The 18446-nt window shown below is 66.0% G+C and carries 18 protein-coding genes and 1 pseudogene; 11 read left to right on the forward strand and 8 right to left on the reverse strand.

Annotated features, from left to right (window positions below):
- Positions 1-488: 488 nt before the first annotated feature.
- Together HTZ84_RS21780 and HTZ84_RS21785 are read right to left on the reverse strand one after the other, a co-directional pair.
- Positions 489-1777: pseudogene (locus HTZ84_RS21780) on the reverse strand (orc1/cdc6 family replication initiation protein).
- Between the two features lie 456 nt (positions 1778-2233).
- A complete protein-coding gene (locus HTZ84_RS21785) occupies positions 2234-3421 on the reverse strand; it encodes a thiolase family protein (RefSeq protein ID WP_174682742.1) in 1188 nt (395 codons plus the stop codon).
- A gap of 256 nt (positions 3422-3677) precedes the next feature.
- On the opposite strand from HTZ84_RS21785, the gene HTZ84_RS21790 reads away from it, so the two are divergent.
- Positions 3678-3842 (forward strand): hypothetical protein, encoded by a 165-nt coding sequence (locus HTZ84_RS21790; RefSeq protein WP_174682743.1) that lies wholly within the window; start codon positions 3678-3680, stop codon positions 3840-3842.
- A gap of 59 nt (positions 3843-3901) precedes the next feature.
- On the opposite strand, the gene HTZ84_RS21795 is transcribed toward HTZ84_RS21790, so the two are convergent.
- The 4 genes from HTZ84_RS21795 to HTZ84_RS21810 all read right to left on the reverse strand — a co-directional run bounded on the left by HTZ84_RS21795 (position 3902) and on the right by HTZ84_RS21810 (position 5976).
- Positions 3902-4492 (reverse strand): MaoC family dehydratase, encoded by a 591-nt coding sequence (locus HTZ84_RS21795; RefSeq protein ID WP_174682744.1) that lies wholly within the window; start codon positions 4490-4492, stop codon positions 3902-3904.
- A gap of 137 nt (positions 4493-4629) precedes the next feature.
- Positions 4630-4998, reverse strand: a complete 369-nt coding sequence (locus HTZ84_RS21800) for a (2Fe-2S) ferredoxin domain-containing protein (RefSeq protein WP_174682745.1) — start codon at positions 4996-4998, stop codon at positions 4630-4632.
- Positions 4999-5004: 6 nt separating this feature from the next.
- Complete coding sequence (locus HTZ84_RS21805; protein ID WP_174682746.1) at positions 5005-5784, reverse strand: CbtA family protein; 780 nt, start codon at positions 5782-5784, stop codon at positions 5005-5007.
- A 3-nt stretch (positions 5785-5787) separates the two neighbouring features.
- Positions 5788-5976, reverse strand: a complete 189-nt coding sequence (locus HTZ84_RS21810; protein ID WP_174682747.1) for a CbtB domain-containing protein — start codon at positions 5974-5976, stop codon at positions 5788-5790.
- 244 nt (positions 5977-6220) lie between these two features.
- On the opposite strand from HTZ84_RS21810, the gene HTZ84_RS21815 reads away from it, so the two are divergent.
- Genes HTZ84_RS21815 through HTZ84_RS21855 form a run of 9 tightly spaced genes read left to right on the forward strand, consistent with a single transcriptional unit; the run spans position 6221 to position 14845 of the window.
- Complete coding sequence (locus HTZ84_RS21815) at positions 6221-7255, forward strand: monovalent cation/H+ antiporter subunit E (protein WP_174682748.1); 1035 nt, start codon at positions 6221-6223, stop codon at positions 7253-7255.
- Positions 7252-7533, forward strand: coding sequence for a cation:proton antiporter (locus HTZ84_RS21820; protein ID WP_174682749.1), 282 nt, complete (start codon positions 7252-7254; stop codon positions 7531-7533). The genes HTZ84_RS21815 and HTZ84_RS21820 overlap by 4 nt, the downstream gene beginning before the upstream one ends.
- On the forward strand, positions 7530-7919 hold the full coding sequence (gene mnhG, locus HTZ84_RS21825) for a monovalent cation/H(+) antiporter subunit G (RefSeq protein ID WP_174682750.1): 390 nt from the start codon (positions 7530-7532) through the stop codon (positions 7917-7919). Before HTZ84_RS21820 ends, mnhG begins: the two co-directional genes overlap by 4 nt.
- A complete protein-coding gene (locus HTZ84_RS21830) occupies positions 7916-8455 on the forward strand; it encodes a DUF4040 domain-containing protein (RefSeq protein ID WP_174682751.1) in 540 nt (179 codons plus the stop codon). The genes mnhG and HTZ84_RS21830 overlap by 4 nt, the downstream gene beginning before the upstream one ends.
- A complete protein-coding gene (locus tag HTZ84_RS21835) occupies positions 8456-8974 on the forward strand; it encodes an MnhB domain-containing protein (protein WP_174682752.1) in 519 nt (172 codons plus the stop codon).
- Positions 8967-9344, forward strand: coding sequence for a cation:proton antiporter subunit C (locus HTZ84_RS21840; protein ID WP_174682753.1), 378 nt, complete (start codon positions 8967-8969; stop codon positions 9342-9344). Before HTZ84_RS21835 ends, HTZ84_RS21840 begins: the two co-directional genes overlap by 8 nt.
- On the forward strand, positions 9337-11019 hold the full coding sequence (locus HTZ84_RS21845; RefSeq protein ID WP_174682754.1) for a monovalent cation/H+ antiporter subunit D family protein: 1683 nt from the start codon (positions 9337-9339) through the stop codon (positions 11017-11019). The genes HTZ84_RS21840 and HTZ84_RS21845 overlap by 8 nt, the downstream gene beginning before the upstream one ends.
- The gene (locus HTZ84_RS21850) at positions 11019-12992 is read left to right on the forward strand and encodes a proton-conducting transporter transmembrane domain-containing protein (protein WP_174682755.1); all 1974 of its coding nucleotides are present in this window, start codon (positions 11019-11021) and stop codon (positions 12990-12992) included. Before HTZ84_RS21845 ends, HTZ84_RS21850 begins: the two co-directional genes overlap by 1 nt.
- Complete coding sequence (locus HTZ84_RS21855) at positions 12989-14845, forward strand: Na(+)/H(+) antiporter subunit D (protein WP_217468450.1); 1857 nt, start codon at positions 12989-12991, stop codon at positions 14843-14845. The genes HTZ84_RS21850 and HTZ84_RS21855 overlap by 4 nt, the downstream gene beginning before the upstream one ends.
- 50 nt (positions 14846-14895) lie before the next feature.
- Here HTZ84_RS21855 and HTZ84_RS21860 read toward each other — a convergent pair whose 3' ends face one another.
- Both HTZ84_RS21860 and HTZ84_RS21865 read right to left on the reverse strand, forming a co-directional pair.
- The gene (locus tag HTZ84_RS21860) at positions 14896-16065 is read right to left on the reverse strand and encodes a tyrosine-type recombinase/integrase (protein ID WP_174682756.1); all 1170 of its coding nucleotides are present in this window, start codon (positions 16063-16065) and stop codon (positions 14896-14898) included.
- Positions 16066-16189: 124 nt separating this feature from the next.
- The gene (locus HTZ84_RS21865) at positions 16190-17272 is read right to left on the reverse strand and encodes a glycerophosphodiester phosphodiesterase (RefSeq protein WP_174682757.1); all 1083 of its coding nucleotides are present in this window, start codon (positions 17270-17272) and stop codon (positions 16190-16192) included.
- Positions 17273-17514: 242 nt separating this feature from the next.
- Here HTZ84_RS21865 and HTZ84_RS21870 point away from each other — a divergent pair, with 242 nt between their 5' ends.
- Positions 17515-18345 carry a DUF4097 family beta strand repeat-containing protein gene (locus HTZ84_RS21870; protein WP_174682758.1) on the forward strand — a complete coding sequence of 277 codons (831 nt, stop codon included), beginning with the start codon at positions 17515-17517 and terminating at the stop codon, positions 18343-18345.
- The last annotated feature ends 101 nt before the right edge of the window (positions 18346-18446 follow it).

Raw genomic sequence — 18446 nt, forward strand, 5'->3', positions numbered from 1 at the left:
GCCGTTTCAGCAATTCACTACTCCCTCCCCCCGTTATCGAAGTGTAAACCGTCGATCGATCAATGGACTCATACAGAGAGATACCGCCTCAAGGAGACGAATCTGCGAGGCAACTCAACTGTTCAGTGTGGTTTGAATACAGAAGAATTTATTATAGTGTGACAGAAAATGTATCTGTAATATAGTCACAAGTAATGTAGGTTAGTGATATGGTTTTCGTCCCGTGTGAGATATTCCTATACCCCTCTTTACTGCTCTTCTTTAGCTCGAGATCCTTTCAACTGAACTCACTGCTACCTGAAGCGACTCCCCACATGACGCCTAACGATCCGACCTGTGCCGGATTTACACTTCGATAACGGGGGGAGGGGCTGAAGGAGAGCGAGCGCCAAAAGGATCAAATCCCGTCCATCGAAGTGACTCTACCTTCGGTCTGAATTCGAGAGCAGTTACACTCCGATAACGGGGGATGACTGGTTGAGTGGAAATCAGTTATCGTGGAACTCTCTAAGTTGCGTAATAACAATCGTCTGAATCGGTTCATCATAATCCGCGACGTTCGCAATTCGAGAATCCTCACTGAGTCGGTCTAGTACTCCCGCTGGGTCTCCGGTGAACGTGAATTCCATATACATACCGCGGCCCCGACCCCTACTCTTGCGGGTCGTTGCAACGAGGCCATACGTCGAGAGTTCCTTGACGTATTTGACGTACGTCTCTCGAGTCATTTGATCAGTATCGAGTTCGTCAGTCAGCCACTGGTAGACCGTGAACCCGACTGGACTCGGTACGGAGCTACTCGACCGATTCGAGTACTGAGCGACCGCTGCTGTTGCGTACAGCGAGACCTTTTTCTGAGTAGTGAGACCGTCGATGAGTTTCATCGACCGATCTTTGTCGATCTCCTCTTGGGAATCACGAACGTGGACTTCAGTAACCTCCTCGTCGCCGCGCTCATCTGCGAGATCGCCGGCTCCGCGAAACAGATCGATGGCCTTGCGAGCATCGCCGTGGCTCTGTGCCGCAAACGCTGCGACGAGCGGGATTACGTCGTCGGAGAGTGCATCAGGTCGAAACGCGTCGCGGCGATTCGTGAGTATCTGACGCAGTTGATTCGCATCGTAATCGGGAAAGTAGACGTCTCGAGGATTGAACGAACTCTCCGCTCGACCGTCGATATTCTCCATGAAGCGCGGATCGTTCGTCAGCGCTGCGACTGATACTCGACCTTCGATATCGTTCGTGCTACTCGCTCGAGACAATTGGTAGAGTAGCCTCGAATAGGCTGGTTCAACGTGGTCCGGCCGTCCGACAAGGAGATCGATTTCGTCGAGAATGAAAATGACCGAATCGTAGTGATCGTTGATCAGTTCGTAGAGGCGACGATACTTCCGCTGGGTTGAGACACCCGTTTCGGGAACGCCGATCTCGGTACCGACATCAGTCGCGACAGTCTTCACGAGTTCGTATACCGCTTGATCGAGCGTATTAATCGCTTGGCAGTTAATGTCGATAACACCGAAGATAACCCGTTAGATTTGCACAAGTCGGTGATTTGCTGCGTAACAGCGTTAATTATCAGCGACTTTCCCGTCCCTGCCGGACCATAGAGGAGCATATTCGGTGGTCGATTTCCCTGAAGCGCCGGTCGCAAGAACGACACGACTGACTCGAGTTGATCGTCCCGACCGACGATTCGTTCCTCGTCGATGATCGTTTCCGGTTCGACGAGATCGCGATTAACGAACACGGAGCTGTTTCCCTCTCCGTCGAGCATTTCTCGAATCGTACGCTGCGTGTTACTCGTTGCGGTTTGAGATGTTCCCGCTTCCGAGTTCTGGTCTTCCGGCGCCGAGTACAGCTCAGAATCATCTGTTCTCTGCTGTGATTCATTGCTCGACGTTATTCGACCGGCTTCATCTTGTTCGCTCTCATCCATATGATTACTGCATACTCTATATTGAAAATATTTCCTTATTCGATGTGTATACAGGTAATATTCTGATCGTAGACCTTTATCCTCGAAAAGCGGGATTTCTTCTGTTTCACCTCTATCGAAGTCTATAGTCCTCCGGCTGCGTCCCGACCCTTTCGAGCCACCCCGGCGGCTGCGCGGCCGACGACTCGGAGTGGCCCCGCTTCAGCGCTATCAGCGTCCGCTCGAGACCTCGAGTGGAGCTCGATCCGGTCTCACGTTTCACGCCCGAGAGCGCGGTAGTGGCGATCGATCCGGTCAGTAGCTCTCGAGCAGCCCCATGATCGCGCCGCCGCCACCGATGCTCATCCCGACGAAACCGCGGTCGACGTCGGGGTCGTCCCGGAGCTGGTAGGCGAGGCTGGCCGCCAGCATCCCGCCGGAGGCGCCGATCGGGTGGCCGAACGCGACCGCGCCGCCCTGCGGGTTCATCCGCTCTCGCGGAATCCCGACGCGGTCCATGACGTACACCGCCTGCGCGGCGAAGGCCTCGTTGATCCAGTAGGCGTCGACGTCCTCGACCGCGAGCTCGTTGCGCTCGAGGAGCCGTTCCACGACGTCGCCGACGGCTTCGTTGAACCGGTCGGGATCGCGGTAGGCGGTCGCGTAGTCAACGAGTCGGGCCAGCGGCTCGAGGTCCCGATCGTCGACGGTCTCCTCGTCGGCCAGCAACACCGTGCCCGCGCCGTCGCTGAGCTTCGAGGCGTTGCCGGGCGTGATGGTGCCGTCCTCGCGGAACGACGTCGGCAACTCGGCGAGATCCGACAGGCTCGAGTCCGGCCGCGGCCCCTGATCCTCGGCGACGGTCTCGCCGCCCGTCTCGACGGGCACGATCTCGTCGTCGAACGCGCCCGAATCGATCGCGTCGGCGGCCCATCGGTGGCTCTCGAGGGCGTACTCGTCTTGGGCTTCTCTCGAGATTCCCTCGCGGTCGACCAGTCCCTCCGTGATCTCGCCCATGTGGACGTCCAGGTTGACGTCCCAGAGCGAATCGAGGAGCATCGAGTCCTTGATCTCGACGTCGCCGTACCGGCGCCCTGTCCGGTAGTCGGGGAGGATCCACGGCGCGTTCGTCATCGACTCGAAGCCGCCCGCGATCGCCAGGTCGGCGCGGTCGGCCGCGATCCGATCGGCCGCGAGTCCGATCGCGCTCATCCCGGAGCCCGAGGCTTCGTTGATCGTCGTCGCCCGCGTCTCGTTGGGAAGCCCCGACTCGACGACGACCTGCCGTCCCGGAACCTGTCCGATGCCGGCCTGGATGGCGTTGCCGAGTCCGACCCAATCGATTGCGGCGTCGTCGACGTCGACGCGCTCTACGAGGCCGTCGACGGCCGTCCGACCGAGTTCGACCGCCTCGACGTCCGCGAGCGATCCGAGCAGCGTTCCGTGGGGCGTTCGCGCGCCGTCGACGAGGACGACGTCGGGCGCGCTGTCAGCGTCGGTCATGGACGCCCGGTCGACGCGAACGCGAATGAAGGTTGGCCGTGACCGCACGCCTCGAGACTCGGTCCCTCAGTCGGGGCGGCTTCCCGTTCTCGAAGCCACCTGGTCACCGTTTCCCGAATACGTCCCGGTTCAATATTCGTATCAAACGAGTCTTACGGATAGAAAATGACCATCTGTCTAGTTCTAGACTAATAACAAATACATTCTTCACAAAATATATGCCGGCCCGACCGTCAGGATTCGATGACAGTAACGAATGACCGTACTAGACGAACTATTCGACCGCATCGGCGGCCTTCGCGACGCCGGCGAGCGAACGACCGTTCACTACGAATGCCGCCGCTGCGGACTCACGCTCTCGAAGGACGACGCGTGGTGTTCGTCCTGTGGCTCCGAGGAGATCGCGGCCATCCTTCTCTAACCGAATCCGAGACGTTTAGGGGGCTACGCGGGTTCCGCTTTCCGCGACTCGCCCCGCCGCTACAGGTCCTCGGGCTGGAGTCCGATTCCGTCGGGCCAGCCCGGCGGCGCCGCCGCGGACGGCTCGGCGTGTTCGCGTTTCAACACCATCGGCGTCCGCTCCAAGCTCAACACCAGATCGTCGCGCTGGTTGTACGCCCTGAGCTCGGTCTCGACGATGCCGACGTGGTCGCGGGACTCGAGTTCCCGCTTGCTCAACACCTCGCTTTCGGCGAAGAGTGTATCGCCGTGGAAGACCGGTTCGTGGTGTCGGATATCGTCGTAGCCGAGGTTCGCCGTCGCGTTCACGGAGACGTCGATGACGCTCATCCCGACCGCCAGCGCGATGACGAACGTGCCGTCGACGAGGCGCTCGCCGAACTCCGTTTCGGACGCGTAGGCCTCGTTGAAGTGCATCGGGTTGAGGTTCATCGTGACGTTGGTCATCCAGACGTTGTCCGTCTCGGTGACGGTCCGGCCGAACGGATGCTTGTAGATATCGCCGACCGCGAAATCCTCGTAGTAGCGACCGTGCCAGCCCGAAACGAGTCGCTTCTCGGTCGATTCGTCGCCGTTCCGTGCGCTCTCGGTATCGTCCGGTGAGTCAGCCATCTCTCTCCCGTCTACCAGTCGGACGTACGTAGTCCCGACCGCCGGCGAATCCATCGTCTCGCGGGACCGTGGCACGCTCGGTGTGTACTCGAAAGAAGACAGGAAAATCGAGAACGGACGCGATTCGAGACGGAGAGTCACGCAGCGTCGGAGTCGTTCGCCTCTCGCCGTCGGTGATACGCCGCCCCGACCCGTTCGGCGTCGGGACCGAACTCGCTCTCGAGCAGATCGGGCACCTCCGCCGGCCGGACGTCCGAGTACCACTCGTCGCGCGGTTGGATCGCGATGGCGGTCCCGTCCTCGCTGCACAGTCCCAGGCAGCCGGTCTCGATCACCGAGATCGGGTTCCAGAACGCGTTTCGATCGCGCAGCCACGATTTGACCGCCTCGAGCGTCTCCTCGCCGCCGGCGTCTGCACAGCAGGCGTAGTCGGCGTCGCGGTCGTTCGTACAGACGAACACCTGCGCGGCGAGCCGGTCGCGCTGTCGGTCAGTTTGACGTTGCATTTGTACTCAGGGGCTCGCCGTCAACTGGTCGTGTGAGTCCGCGTCCGCGGCGTCGACAGTGGGGTCGGCCCGTCGCTGGAGTCGGTTGAACGCGCCCGCGATCAGTACCCAGATCGCAGCCTGACTCAGCGCGGCCAGCGCCTGGTACGCCATGACGAGTTCGCCGGCGACGTCGGGCTGGGTGACGACCGTCGGCGTAACCGCGGGGAGAACGACCGCAGTCGCGACGATCGGTACCGCGGCGGCGAGCGCGCCGAGCGCCGGATGCCGCGGCGCCGCTCGCCCGTACGCGAGGATCGCCGCCGCCGAGACCGCCGCACCGAGAACGACGAGACCGACGTAGATGCCGATTCTCGCGTCGATGCCGTAGAGGTGGTCGGCGCCCGGCGCCGCGGGCGGAACGACCAACCACGGCGTCGCCGAGACGGTCAGGAACCCGGCGCCCGCCAGGACGTACGACTCGAGTCCGTCGCGGCCGGGAAGCGCCGGTTCGAAGAGGTACAGCGCGACGGCGAAGAGCCCGCCGAGCAGGATCGCCCAGAGGACGCCGCTGCCGACGCTGACGAGGGCCGTCGTCGTCTCGGAGACGACGTGTTCGGCGCCCTCCTGTGCGTGGCTGTGATCGCCGGCGCCGTGGCCGTGGCCGTGACCGTGTCCGGCGTGGTCGTGGCCGGCGTCGTGGACGTACTCGGTGAGGGGGTTCGCGACGAACGCGACGTACAGCCCGTAGGCGAGGCCCGCGACGACCCCCGCGAGGACGCCGCGTTGCAGGTAATCGACGAGCATCGCTCAGTGACAGACGATGCCGGCCCCGTGGCGGAAGTTGTGCATCGCGTCGTGGACGAGGGGCTCCTGGAGGAAGAGCAACGCGAACGCGATCGCCGCCGCGAACAGCAGCCCCGTCGCGACCTGCATCGGCGTCAGTTCGGTGCGTGCGGTCTCGATCCGACCGTGAACTGTCTCGTTCGTTGCCGTCATGAAATTCGATTTGCAATAGAACAAGTGTGGTTGTAAAAGTATCGGTCTGACGGTTCTCCGCCGTTTGACCGGCGTCATCGCCGCGAGTGAAAACGCGGCCGTTCGTCGTGAACTCCCCGTGAAAATCAAGCAAATCGTCCGGCAGTCTGGCAGATAACGAAATCGTTTTCCTACAGGTGACGCTTGACTCGACTAACGACGAGTCTCATGAATATCCATCGACGGTCACCGGGAGTGATGTGCCGTGGCGGCTGAACGCGTACTCGTACCGCTGTCGGACACGGTGACCGTCCGGCAGACGGTCGGCTATGCGATCCAGTCGGGCCTCGAGACGGCTGACTCGCTCGAGTGCCATCTGGTCATCGCGCTCCCATACGACGTCGACCTGCCCGAAGGAAAGCGGCTGAACGCCGAAGCCGAGGAGCTGCTCGAGCGGGCGGAAAACTGGGTCGAGGAGGACGCCGGCGGGGCCGACGTGACGATCGAAACGGCCGTCCTCGGGACCGACGAGTATCTCTTCGGTCCCCGGGACTACGCCGAGATCTTCCGAACGTACGCCGACGATCACGGGATCGACCGGCTCGTGCTCGATCCGGAGTACAGTCCGGGCGTTACCGCGTCGATGCTCCAGCCCCTAGAGCGGGAACTCGAGCGCGTCGACATGCCCTACGACGAGGCGCCGGTCGAGCGGGCGGCCCGCCACGGTCGCCTCGTCCTGTCCCGCGACGGGTTCGATCGCCTGTTCGCGACGTTCTGGATCTCCTTCGGCTTCTATCTCGTCCTCGGGGATCCGTTCTACTGGTTCGATCTCCTCACCGGCGCGGCGGTCGCCGGCATCGTCTCGGTCTCGCTGGCCCACGTCACCTTCTCGGTGCCCCTAGACAGGGTCCAGTCGCCGCTGCGGGCCGTCCGGTTCGTCTTCTACATCCCGTATCTGCTCTGGGAGATCGTCAAGGCGAACATCGCCGTCTCGGCCGTGATCCTCCGGCCGTCGATGCCGATCGAGCCGACGCTGACCCGGGTTAACGCGCGAGTCCGCAGCGGTCTCCCGCTGCTCGCGCTGGCCAACAGCATCACGCTGACGCCGGGGACGCTGACGGTCCGGGCCAACGACCAGCAGCTGCTGGTCCACACGCTGATCCCGTCGGCTCGCGAGGATCTCTTCGACGGCGGCCTCGAGAAGGCGATCCGATTCGTCTTCTACGGCCGCGAGTCGGCGGCGATCCCGTCGCCGAACGAACGCGACGACGCCGAGATCGTCGGAGGTGACGAACTGTGACGCCCGTTCCGCTCGAGGACGTCTTCCTCGTTTCGGCGGCGCTGTTCGTCGTCCTCGCGATCGTGCTGTTCTACCGCGCGGTCGTCGGTCCGACCACGCAGGACCGGCTGCTGGCGGTCAACGTCCTCGGGACGAACACGGTCGTCATCCTCGCCCTGCTTGCGGCGGGGCTCGACCAGTCGTGGTTCCTCGACGTGGCGCTGATCTACGCGCTGCTGAACTTCCTGATGTCGATCGCCATCTCGAAGTTCACCGTCGACCGGGGTGGTGTGCTGTGATCGAGCCGATCGCGCTCCAGTCGACCCTCGAGACCGTCCGGTTCTGGGCGATCGTCCTCTGTCTCGGACTGGGCGTGTTCTTCACGCTCGTCTCGACGGTCGGCGTCCTCCGGCTCCCGGACATCTACGCCCGGGCCCACACCGCCTCCCAGACGGACACGCTCGGCGCCGGCTTCGCGCTGGCCGGCGTCGCGCTCGCGTTCGGCTGGCAGCACGCGGCGGTCTACGCCGTCCTGCTGCTGTTTTTCGTGTTCATCACGAACCCGACGGCGGCCCACGCCATCGCCCGCTCCGCGGCGGAGTCGGACGTCGAACCCGTCCTCGCCGAGGAGGGGGGAGCGGACGACGCCGAGGTCGCCGCCGAAACGGAGGGTGAGACGCGATGAGCCTGTTCGCCTACTCCCTCGCGGTCTTCATCCTCGTGACGGCCGTCGCGACGGCGCTGTTCCGCGACGTGCTGTCGGTGATCATCGTCTTCGGCGCCTACAGCCTCGGGATGGCCATCCTCTATACGTTCCTGCTGGCACCCGACGTCGCCATGACCGAGGCCGCGATCGGCGCCGGCGTGACGACGCTCCTGCTACTACTGACGATCGCGCGCACGACCCGGCCCACGACCGACCGGCTCACGGAGCGGATCCACGTGCCGGGGGTCGTCGCCGTCGGCGCGTTCGTACTCGTGCTCTGTACCGTCGTGCTCCCCGAGATGTACCCCGTCGGGAGCCTGGAAACGCCGGTCTGGTCGAACCCCGAGGTGACCCAACACTACATCACGGAGACCTACGAACAGACCGGCGTCGAGAACGCGGTCACGTCCGTCCTCGCCGCCTACCGTGGGTTCGACACCTTCGGCGAGGCGGTCGTCGTCTTCGCCGCCGGCGTCTCGACGCTGGTGGTTCTGAAACGCGAGGTGTTCGCCTAAATGCCCGAATCCTTCGACGATACCTACACCGAGAGTCAGGTGATCATGACCGCCGTCAAGATCATCGCACCGTTTACGCTCACCTACGGGCTGTTCATGACCTTCCACGGGGGCGACGCCCCCGGTGGCGGCTTCCAGGGCGGAACCATCGTCGGCGTCACGATCCTCATGCTCGCGTTCGCCTTCGGGATCGAACCCACGCGCCAGTGGCTGCGAAACTCCCTGCTGGTCGGCCTCGTCACCGGCGGCGTCGTCATCTTCGGCGCGATCGGCCTCGGGATGGTCGCCCTCGGCGGGGACTTCCTCGAGTTCACCATGCTCAAAGAGGTCTTCCACATCAAGCCCAAGTGGGGGCTCGAGGCCGTCGAGATCGCCGGCATCTCGCTGATCGTCTCGGGGACCATCATCACCCTCTTCTTCGCGATGGCGGCCGGGTTCACGCCCGAACGGCCCAGCGGAACCGGCGGGCTCGAGGACCGTCGCGGATCGGCCGACAGCGAGGTGAGCGACGATGATTGATCTGCTCGCGAGCCGCTACACGTACGTGCTGATGTTCGTCCTGCTGGGCATCGGGATCTACATGGCGATCGCCAGCGAGAACCTCGTGAAGAAGCTGATCGGGGTGAACCTCTTCCAGACGGCGATCTTCCTGTTTTTCGTCTCGATGGCCTACATCGACGCCGACGGCGCGTCGGCGCCGATCGTACCCCACCACGGCGAGCCCGGGGAGGTCATGGTCGCGAGCCCGCTGCCCCAGGTCATCGTCCTGACCGCCATCGTCGTCGGCATCGCGCTGACGGCGGTCGGGCTGGCGCTGATCATCCGCATCTATTCGGAGTACGGAACGCTCCGCGAGGATACCCTGCGGGAGGTGCGTGCCGATGAATAGCAGTCTCGTCGACCTGCTCCCGCCGCTGTTGATCGTCGCCCCGATCCTCGCGGCGACGCTCCCGATCGCGCTCGGCCTGCGGTTCGACCGCACCGGGTGGTCCGTCGCCGCGATCACGACGGGCGCGCTGTTCGCCGCCGCCGGTTACCTCGCGAGCGCCGTCCACGCCGGCGGCAGAGTGACCCACACCCTCGGCGGCTATCCCCGAACCTACGGGATCCAACTCGTCGCCGACCAGTTCTCGATTCTGATCGTCCTGCTCGTGACTGGGGTGGCCACCGGCGTCCTCGCGTACACGCGACGCGGGGGCCCGCGCGGGAACACGTTCTACACCGCCTACCTGCTGCTGGTCGGCGGACTGCTCGGCATCTCGCTGACCGGCGACGTCTTCAACCTGTTCGTCTTCCTCGAGATCTCGAGCCTCGCGACCTACGCGCTCGTCGCCAGCGGCGACGGCCCGGAATCGGCGGTCGCCGCCCTGAAGTATCTCATCCTGGGAACCGTCGCCGCGTCGATGTACCTGATCGGCGTCGCCTTCGTCTTCATGGCGACGGGGACGCTCAACATGGTCGAGTTGGCCGAGGCGATCCCGAACGCGGAACGCCAGACCCTAATTCAGGCCGGGTTCGCGTTCATCGTGGTCGGCTTCGCGACCAAGGTCGCCCAGTGGCCGCTGCACACGTGGCAACCGAGCGCCTACGAGCAGGCCCCCGACGGAGCGACGCCGCTGATCGCGGCGCTGGTCTCGACGGCCTCCGCGTACGCGTTCGGGCGGCTGATCGTCACCGTCTTCGAGGTCGACTACCTCGCCTCGATGCCGCGGGCGGCCTCGATCGTCCTCACCGTCGGCTGCGTGAGCGTCCTCGCCGGGACCGTCCTGGCCGTGATCCAGCGCGAGGTCAAGCGGATGCTCGCCTACTCGTCGGTCTCGCAGTTCGGCCTGGTGATCGCCGCCTACGGCGTCGTCATCGCCGGCGGTTCCGAGACGGCGTTTACCGGCGCCGCGATCCACCTGGTCGGACACGGAATCCTCAAGGCCGGCCTCTTCCTGTCGGCGGCGATCGTCGCGACGAGCTACGGCGCCCGCACCGTCGACGAGTACGCCGGCCTCGCCAAGCGGCGGCCGGTCGTCGCCGGCGCCATGGCCGTCCTCCTGTTCGCGCTGGTCGGCGTCCCGCCGGCCGTCGGCTTCGTCGGCAAGTGGTACATCGCGCTCGGCGCCGTCGAGGCCGAGCTGTGGCCCGTCGCGGCCGTCATCTTCCTCAGTACAATGCTCACCTTAGCCTACGCCGCCCGCCTGCTCGAGAAAATGTACTTCACGCCGGCCGCCGGGGCCGCGTCCGCCCGCGGCCACGGTCCGAGTACGGTCGCGACCGACGGCGGTGAGCAATCCGACGGTGAGCGCGGCTCCGACGGCGGCGACGAGAGCGCCGCCGAGGGCCGCGAGGACCGTGCGTCCGACGACGGCGCGGTCGAGACCCCGCTCGCGGCGGGCGTCTCGTACGACCCCACCGGCGGACCCGGCCGTGACGGCCCCGGCCGATCGCCGGATCCGGTCTCGAGCGGGATGGTCGCGGTGGTCGTCGTCGCGGCGCTCGTCGCGGTCGCGCTCGGCTTCGCAGGCGGCGCGTTCGCCGACTTCCTCGAGCCGTTCCTCACGGAGGTGTTCAACTAATGGTTGCAGACCTACGACCGCTCGCCGCCGTGTTGGTGTCGGCGGTCGCGATCGTCCTGATTGTCGCGTCGCATCGCCGTCCGAATCTCCGCGAGGGCTGGTCCGTACTGGCCGCGCTCGGCAAGTTCGGAATCGTCGCCAGCATGCTCCCCGCGGTCATGTCCGGCACCGTCTACCGGTGGAGCCTCTACGAGAGTACGGGACTCCGGTTCCTCCCGGGCGTCGACTTCGCGCTGCGGGCGGATCCGCTGGGAATCCTCTTCGCCTTGCTGGCGAGTTTCCTCTGGATCTTCACGTCCTTCTACGCGGCGGGCTACATGCGCGGGCTCGACGAGCACGCCCAGACACGCTTCTTCGCCTCGTTCGCGGCGAGCCTCTCGGCCGCGGTCGGGATCGCCTTCGCGGCGAACCTGGTGACGATCTTCGTCTTCTACGAGTTGCTGTCGCTCGTAACCTACCCGCTGGTCGCACACAACGAGGACGACGAGGCCCGGATCGCCGGCCGGAAGTACCTCACCTACACGTTCTTCGGCGGCGGGGTCTTCCTGCTGGCCGGGACCGTGATGGTCTACTGGCTGACCGCGTCGGTCAACGGCGATCCGACGCTGGCCTTCGAGTCCGGCGGGATGGAGGCGCTCGCGACGGCCGCGCAAGCCGAACCCGGCTTCGCGCAGGCCGCGTTCTTCCTGCTGATCGCCGGCTTCGGCGTCAAGGCGGCGCTGATGCCCCTCCATTCGTGGCTCGCGGACGCGATGGTCGCGCCGACGCCGGTCTCCGGGCTGCTCCACGCGGTCGCGGTCGTCAAGTCCGGCGCCTTCGGCGTCGCGCGGGTCATCCTCGACGTCTACGGCCCGGGACTGATCCACGACCTGCCCCTCGACGTTCCGGGGATCGGCGAGGTCGGGCTCAACATCCCCGTCGCGATCGTCGCCGCGTTCACGCTGACCGCGGCCTCTATCATCGCGATGCGCAAGGACCACCTCAAGCGCCGGCTGGCGTACTCGACGACCGCACAGCTGTCCTACATCGTGCTCGGGCTCTCGATGTTACACCCCTACGCGATGGTCGGCGCCTTGTTCCACATCCCCGCCCACGCGTTCGCGAAGCTCACCCTGTTCTTCTGTGCGGGGGCGATCCACGTCGAGACGCACACCGACTACATCAGCGACATGGCCGGGATCGGTAAGCGGATGCCGCTAACGCTGTCGGCGTTCACGATCGGCGCGGCCGGGATGGCCGGCCTGCCGCCGATCGCCGGCTTCGTCAGCAAGTTCTACATGCTGATCGGCTCCGGCTACATGGGCGGCGAGTACTGGATCTTCGCCGGCACGCTGCTCCTCTCGGGCGTGCTCAACATCGCCTACTTCTGGCCGGTCGTCTACACGGCCTTCTTCGAGAGCGAGGACCGCCACGACGCCAAACCGGTCCTCGAGTTCCCGCGCGGCGGGATCTTCGAGTCCTATGGCGCCGGCGCCGAGGGACAGAAGGAACACGTCGCCGCGGACGGCGGCTCCTCGTCGGCCGATCGCTCCGGGTCGAAATCCGAGTCCGAATCGGACGCCGCGGAATCGAATCCGGCCCCGGCGGGAACGGACGACTCGGACGCCACGGACGCCGACGTCGAAGACGACGATTACGACTACGCCGTCGATAGGTACCCGAGCGACGCCGACGTTCCGGCGGGAGATCACGTCAGCGCCGTCGACCACCACGGCGACCACGACGACCACCTCACCGGCGGGCCGCCGGCCGGCGGCTGGCCGCGTCACTCGCCCCTCGGCGAGAGCACGTGGCTCATGCTGGCGCCGATCGCGATCATCGCGACCGGCGCGGTCGTCCTCGGCGTCGTCCCCGACCACGCCGTCTTCCTCGACCTGATCACGCACATCGTGGAGGGCGTCTTCGGCGTCGACTCCTTCGACCAACTGCAGGGCCTGTCCCTCGAGGAGGCCCTGGAGGTGATGTCCGAATGATCGAAAGCGATCTCCTGACGATGGCCTACCCGCCGCTGCTGGTGTTCGCGGCGGCGCTGCTCGTGCTCGTACTGCCCCGGATCGCCGGCTTCGCCGCCGGCGCGCTGAGCCTCGCGGGCGTGTTGGCGATCTCGGTGTACGCGCCCGGCGGCGAGTACCTGACGGGCACCTTCCTCGGGTTCGACGTCGTCGCCTTCCACGTCGACGGCTTCTCCCAGATGATCGGGATCGGGCTGGGCTTCCTCGGGATCTGTTCGGTCATCTACGCCTACTCGAGCGGCGCCAGTCGCGAGCTCGTCGCGATCGCACTGACGTACGTCGCCTCCTCGCTGGGGGCCGCGTTCGCGGGCGACTGGCTCGTGCTCGTGTTCATGTGGGAGCTGATGGCCGTCACGAGCACGCTGGTCGTCTGGCACTACGGCGGCGACGCCGTCCGGGCCGGCTTCCGCTACGCGCTCTTTCACGGCACCGGCGGCGTGATCGTGCTGCTGGCCGTCGCCGCCCACTACGTCGAGGCCGGGACGTTCGTCTACGACGGCACCGGGATCGCGTCCGGACTGCCGGCGATGCTCGCGGTGCTCGGCATGGGCGTCAACGTCGGCTTCATCGGCCTCCACACGTGGCTGCCCGACACCTACCCCCGACCGCACTTCGCGGCGTCGGTGTTCCTCTCGGTCTACACCACGAAGACGAGCGCCTTCGTCCTCTACCGGGCGTTCCCCATCGGCGCCGAGAGCGATCTCGGGATCTACATCGCGTACATGGGCGGGCTGATGTCCGTCTACGGGGCGACGTTCGCCCTGTTGCAACACGACATGCGGGCGCTGCTGTCCTACCACATCCAGGCCCAGTTGGGCTACATCGTCGCCGGGATCGGGATGGGCGCCTGGATGGTCGAAACCGAGATCGCCACCGCCGGGGCGATGAGCCACCTGTTCAACAACATCCTGTTCAAGAGCCTGCTGTTCATGGCCGTCGGCGTCGTCATCTTCCGGACCGGCGAGGAGGACCTCTACAAACTCGGCGGGCTCTGGCGCGAGATGCCCCTGACGGCGATCGGATTCGCCCTCGGCGCGCTCTCGATCACCGCGATCCCCGGCTTCAACGGCTACATCAGCAAGGGGATGCTCTTCGACGCGGCCGACCCGCACTACTACGGGGTCCACGAGTTCGAGGCGCTGTACTGGCTGCTCTGGCTCGGCGCGATCGGGACGCTCCTGTCGTTCATCAAACTCGGCTACTACGTCTTCCTCCACGGCGAGAGCGACATCTCGGTGCCCGACGCCAAGCCCGGCCAGACGATCGCCATGCTCGGGCTGGGCGGCGCCTGTCTCCTCTTCGGCGTCTGGTGGCAGGGGCTGGCCGACCTCGCGCCGACGATCCACGTCCACGGCGGCCACTACGAATTCGCCTACCCCGGCGGCGGCGAGAGCGAACTCCACCCCTACAGCCCGAGTCACCTCGAGACGGCGGGGATCCTGACGGCGGTCGCGCTCGTCACCTTCGCCGTCGTCCGCAAGCCCCTCTCGAAGCTCGATCTGGGCGATCCGGCCCGGGTCGTCTTCCCCGCGGGCTACTACGTCGGTCGGTGGTCGATGCTCGCGACGACCGAACTCTACCGGATCGTCGACGCCGCGGCCGTCGGCCTCGTCAAGCGCTGCTACTGGATCGGTAACAACCCCGTGCTGGCCGTCGACGCGGCCGCCCGTCGCCTTCCCGGTGTCGACGTCGAGGACCGCCAGCCGACCGACGGCGGGCGGCCGTCGACGATCCACCTCCGGGCGAGCATCGGGACCACCGTCCTCCTGCTGACCGTCGTGCTGACGGTGGTCCTCCTGGTGCTCCTCGGCTGAGGCACCGCAGCTACCGCTCCGTTCTCGAGAGAGAAGTCAATACAGTCGAGTCAGTTATTTTCCGACCGCTCGTCTCCTTCGCTCGAGTCGATCGGATCGACGTCGATCACGACCGGCTGCTCTTCCGGAACGGCGATCGCCTGCTCGAGCACCGACGCGCGAAGCGCGGGTTTCGCGTCGGTCGCCTCGCGCCGGTAGTCGGCGTCCTCGCCGTCGCCGGTGCCGGTGCCGCGGACGCCCCGCGGGGTCAGGTAGTCGCCGTCGACGTCGACGTCGGCGGCTTCGCAGAGGCGTTTGAGCACCGACCGGGCGCCCTCGGTCGTGATCGCCGGCGGGGCGATCGCCCGCTCGCGGGCGAGTTGCGTCGCCGTTCGCTCGTCGAGCAGCGACTCGATCCGGGCCTCGTCGCGGCCGCGCTCGGCCAGCACCTCCCTGACCCGCCGAGCGATCGAGGGCGCGTGGCGGGTCGGGAACAGCGGCCAGTCGTTCGAGGGCGGATCGAGGACGACCCGGTACCGGCGCAGCGGCGTCCGGGCCGGCGCCGGCAGCGGCACGTCCTCTAACCGCTGGGACTTGCCCAGCACGCGGATCGTCCCGGTGTAGAAGTCGACGTCGTCCCAGGTGGCGCCGGTGCGTCGCTCGTCGTCCGGGACCCGAAACAGTTCGGAGCCCCGGACGCCCGAGTGGGCGAGCACGGCGACCATCGCGTACTCCCGGAGCCGATTCCGGCGCTCGTCGCGGTCGACCCCGTCCGCCGCGGCCTCGAGGGCCCGCTCGCGGACGTGGGTCTCGAGGCGGCGGCGCTGGTCGGCCGTCCAGAACTCGCTGTCGGGTCGCTCCTCGGCGGTCGGCAGGGCGGATTCGGCCGCATCGGTCGCGGCCGGGTTCGTCTCCAAGATCCCGCCGCGGACGCACCACGAGAGAAAGGCCCGGACGACCGCGTAGTAGGTCCCGGCCGTGGAGGCGGCGTACTCGCCGCGGTCGGCTCGAGCCCGCAACTCGTCCGCGTACGATCGCATGTGCTCGACCTCGAGGGCGAACAGCGAGCGGACGCCGTGTTCGCCCTCGAGCCAGTCGGTCCAGCGGCGCAGGATCGATTCGGCGTTCGAGGCGTAGGTGCCGGCGCCCGGGCCGTCCGGGTCGCCGACCGCCTTCCGCTGGAGGTAGGCGTCGACCGCGTCGACGACGGTGACGTCGGCGTCGGAATCGGAGTCGGTCACGACTCGATCACCCGCAGCACCCGCCTCGTGAGATCGCCGCCGCTGATCATCTACTCGTACGATACTGCGCCAGCGTCCTAAATCTGTGTTTCGGTCGCACGGGGTCGACCGATGTCCGTCGCCGTCAGTTGGTCGCGCCGAAGCGACGCACGTCGGCGTAGTCGCTGATCAGCCCGTCGACGCCGGCCGCCGCCAACTGTTCGGCCTGGTACCAGGTCTCGAGGGTGAAGACGTTCACGTCCCGCCCCTCCTCGTGGGCGACCGCGAGGAGGTCGATCTCGTCCCAGCCGGCGTCCGCCGCGTAGTGCTGGTCGGCGTAGAACGGCGTCCCGCGGATCATGTCGTACGGCGGATGGACCGCCTCGGCCTCGTACCGGCGGGCGACTTCGACGCCGGCCTCGACGGAGTCCCAGAGCAGCGGCGCGACCGGGTAGTCCGACGCCTCGCGGGTCGTCGCCAGCGCGGCCTCGTAGAACGACGAGAAGAGGTACTCGTGGTCGAAGTCGTCGACGACCGCGAGCACGTCGGCGACGAACGGCTGCCAGATCTCTTTCTGCGTCGCGAGCTCCTCGCTCGAGAGCGACTCGGCGAATCGGACGTCGAACGAGCCCGGGTTCTTCAGTTCGACGTTGACGCCGACGTGGGACGGGATCGCCGCGAGGGTCTCGCGCAGTCGGGGGACGGTCTCGCCGCTCTCGAGGACCTCGGCGCTCGTGACGGTCTCGGTGTCGGTCTCCCAGACGACGCCCTCGGTGTCGGTCAGTCCGCGCTCGCCGCCGTCGCGCTCGGCGAGCCGGTCGTCGTGGAAGACGACGACGTCGTCGTCGGCGGTCGGCACGACGTCGATTTCGATCATGTCCGCGCCGCGGGACGGCGCGTACGGCGACTGGATGCCGCGGGCCGACGCCTCGACGGCGCCGACGGTGTTCTCGGGGTAGAGGCCGGCGAATCCGCGGTGGGCGATCAGCTCCGGCTCGTCGGTTCGATCGGTGAACCCGCGTTCGCGCGATCGGTTGCGCCCTCGATTGTCGGCGCCGGCGGGCCGATCGCGATCGCCGTCGTTCCCGCGGCCGCGGTCGGCACTCGCGGCGCCGACCATGCCGGTCGCCGTCGCTCCCGCGGCGGCGATAAACGATCGTCGTCGGAGCGCGGAGCTCGAGGTGTCTGGGTGGCCGGTTCGTCTCTCGTCGCCGTTGGTATCGGACATCCGTACGATGGCGGACCCGAAATACGAATAATAGATCTTATATTTCTGATTTATACGAAACCGTGACGGTATCCGTGTCAACGTCGCGCACTGGGCAGTCGGGAAGGACTATAATCAGCTACGGGGCGAGCCGCGGATCGACCGGATTCGACGACTGATCGGTGCGGCTGACTGTCAGTTCGGCGGAACGGTCTCCGCGGGTGACTATCGGCATTATATCTGGCGATGAAGTACGTCGAACTATGACTCCCACGACGTCACGACGGTCGATCCTGGCCGGGATCGCTGTCGGGACCGTCGCAGGGGTGGCCGGTTGTCTCGCGGACGGCCGCGACGTCGAGGAATCGGTCACCGAACGGCGTTCCGCGGCCGACCTCTCCGCGGTGGCCGTCTCGACGGCGATCGGCGACGTTACCGTTCGGCCGACGTCTCGAGACGAGGTCGTCGTCGACGGCCGGAAGGCCGCCGTCAGCCCGGACGACCTCGAGACGATCGGGCTCGAGACGACCACCGACGGCGACTGCCTCGAGCTGGCGGTCGAGCGGGACGAGTCGCGGACGCTCTTCGGTCTCCGACCCCTTCCGGTTCTCGACCTCTCCATCGCCGTTCCCGAGCGCCTCGCGGTTCAGAGCGTCGATACGAAGACGGGCGAAATCGACGTCAGCGACGTCCGCGGCGATCTCGTCGCGGTCACGGAAACCGGAGACGTCCGCGCCGAAGCCGTCGACGGAACCGTCTCCGCGACGACCGAGGCCGGAGCGCTCGATCTCGTCGATCCGACGTCGATCGAGCGCCTCGAGACCGACTCCGGCGACGTCACGGCGACGCTGCCGGATATCGAGCGGGACGCGACGATCGAGACGTCGTCCGGCGACGTCGAACTGCGTCTCCCCGACGAACTCGATCTGACGCTCGACATCACGACCGACTCGGGCGAGATCACCGTCTCCGACGTTGGGGCGCTGCCGGAGATGGCCGGCGATTCGCTGATCGAGGCCGTCGTCGGGCAGGGAACGCACCGACTCGAGGTACGGACGGAGACGGGCGACGTGACGGTGACCGGGAGGGAGTAATCGATATAGCGGTATGGGATTCATCGAACCGACGTCTGATCGATATACCGGCGAAGAACGTCTGAGGTGGATGAATACTAGAGTTTGGCCGATACAGAGTC

The organism is Haloterrigena gelatinilytica, from assembly GCF_013342145.1.
In the GTDB taxonomy this organism is placed as follows: Archaea; Halobacteriota; Halobacteria; order Halobacteriales; family Natrialbaceae; genus Haloterrigena; species Haloterrigena gelatinilytica.